Below are 1,321 nucleotides of genomic sequence, written 5' to 3' on the forward strand. Positions count from 1 at the left end.
GCCCCAGCCCCGAGCACCCGCTCCGACACCCCACTTTCTTCAGCACTCTCCTAGGGCTCGAGGATAGTGTGCGCACGAAGTCGCTGGAGATGTACAGCCCGACCGGCGGCATCATCGCGGTCGAATCGCTGGCTGGACGCGAGCTCGCCACCTACGTCAGGGAGTTGAACGAGGGCGTCGAGGGGTTCAGCCCGACGGTGCGTGTGTTCATCAACCAGGATGTGCTCGAGCCGATGTTGCGCGAGCGCGCACTCGAGCTCGGGGCGAGGGTGCTCAACCGTACTGAGGCGGTGGCTCTCGAGCAGGACGACGAGGGCGTGACGGTGATGCTGCGCGACCTGGATTCCGGCGACGAGCGTGAGCTCCGCGCCGGCTATGTCGTCGCCGCGGACGGGAATCGCAGTCCGATGCGCGGGCGGCTGGGGATCGGCATGCGCGGGTACGGACAGCTCTCTCGCAGCATCACCATCTACTTCCGCGCCGACTGCGCGGAGCTTCTGCGCGACCGCAACCAGGGCGTCATCTACGTGCACAACCCCCAGCTTCGCGGGTTCTTCCGGCTTGACCGGACCGGCGGAACCGGTTTTCTCGTGATCAACACGGTCGGGAATGATGTCACTCAGGGCTCGGCGATCGACGTGCAGTCGGGGTTGTCCGAGGCGCGAGTGCGGCAGTTCCTGCGCACTGCGATCGGGGCCGATGTGCCGATGGAAGTCGTGGATGTCGCGAACTGGCAAGCCGAGGCCAACTGGGCTGAGCGACTTCGCGTGGGCCGCGTGTTCCTGGCCGGCGACGCCGCCCACGTCGTCCCGCCCAACGGCGGCTTCGGCGGCAACACCGGGATTCAGGACGCGCACAATCTCGCGTGGAAGCTGGCCGCGGTCATCAAGGGTGACGCCGGGCCGGCCCTGCTCGACACCTATGAGCCCGAGCGGCTACCGCTGATCGAGCTGACCGTTCAGCAGGCTTACACGCGTTACGCCACGCGCGTCGTGCCGGAGCGCGGCACCGAGGACGTCGAGCCGGCGATCCCCGACATCGACATCGAGATCGGGCTGATCATGCGCTCGCCGGCGATCCTTCCCGAGGACGACGACCAAAGCTTGCACATGCATCCGTCCGCTCTCGCTGGTCGTCCGGGCACTCGGGCCCCGCATGTGGTGCTCGCGGACGGCCGTTCGACTCTCGACTTGTTCGGCTCGCAATTCATCGTGTTGCGACCCGCTGGAACCGGCGTCGACGACTGGGCACCAGCCGGCGCAAACTGGCTCTTCCGGAAACGGAGTGCAGGTGAGGGCGTGAGCGCCCGGAGCGCCGGGGT

The 1,321-nt window shown here is 67.4% G+C and carries 1 protein-coding gene; it reads left to right on the top strand.

Translation table 11 applies throughout. From position 1 onward, the window contains the following. Nucleotides 1-68 precede the first annotated feature (68 nt). Nucleotides 69-1,321 (top strand): FAD-dependent monooxygenase (locus PHK61_RS31790; RefSeq protein ID WP_274285038.1); only part of this gene is annotated, 1,253 nt, incomplete at its 3' end.

It is taken from the genome of Actinomycetospora lutea, from assembly GCF_028737205.1.
GTDB lineage: Bacteria > Actinomycetota > Actinomycetes > Mycobacteriales > Pseudonocardiaceae > Actinomycetospora > Actinomycetospora lutea.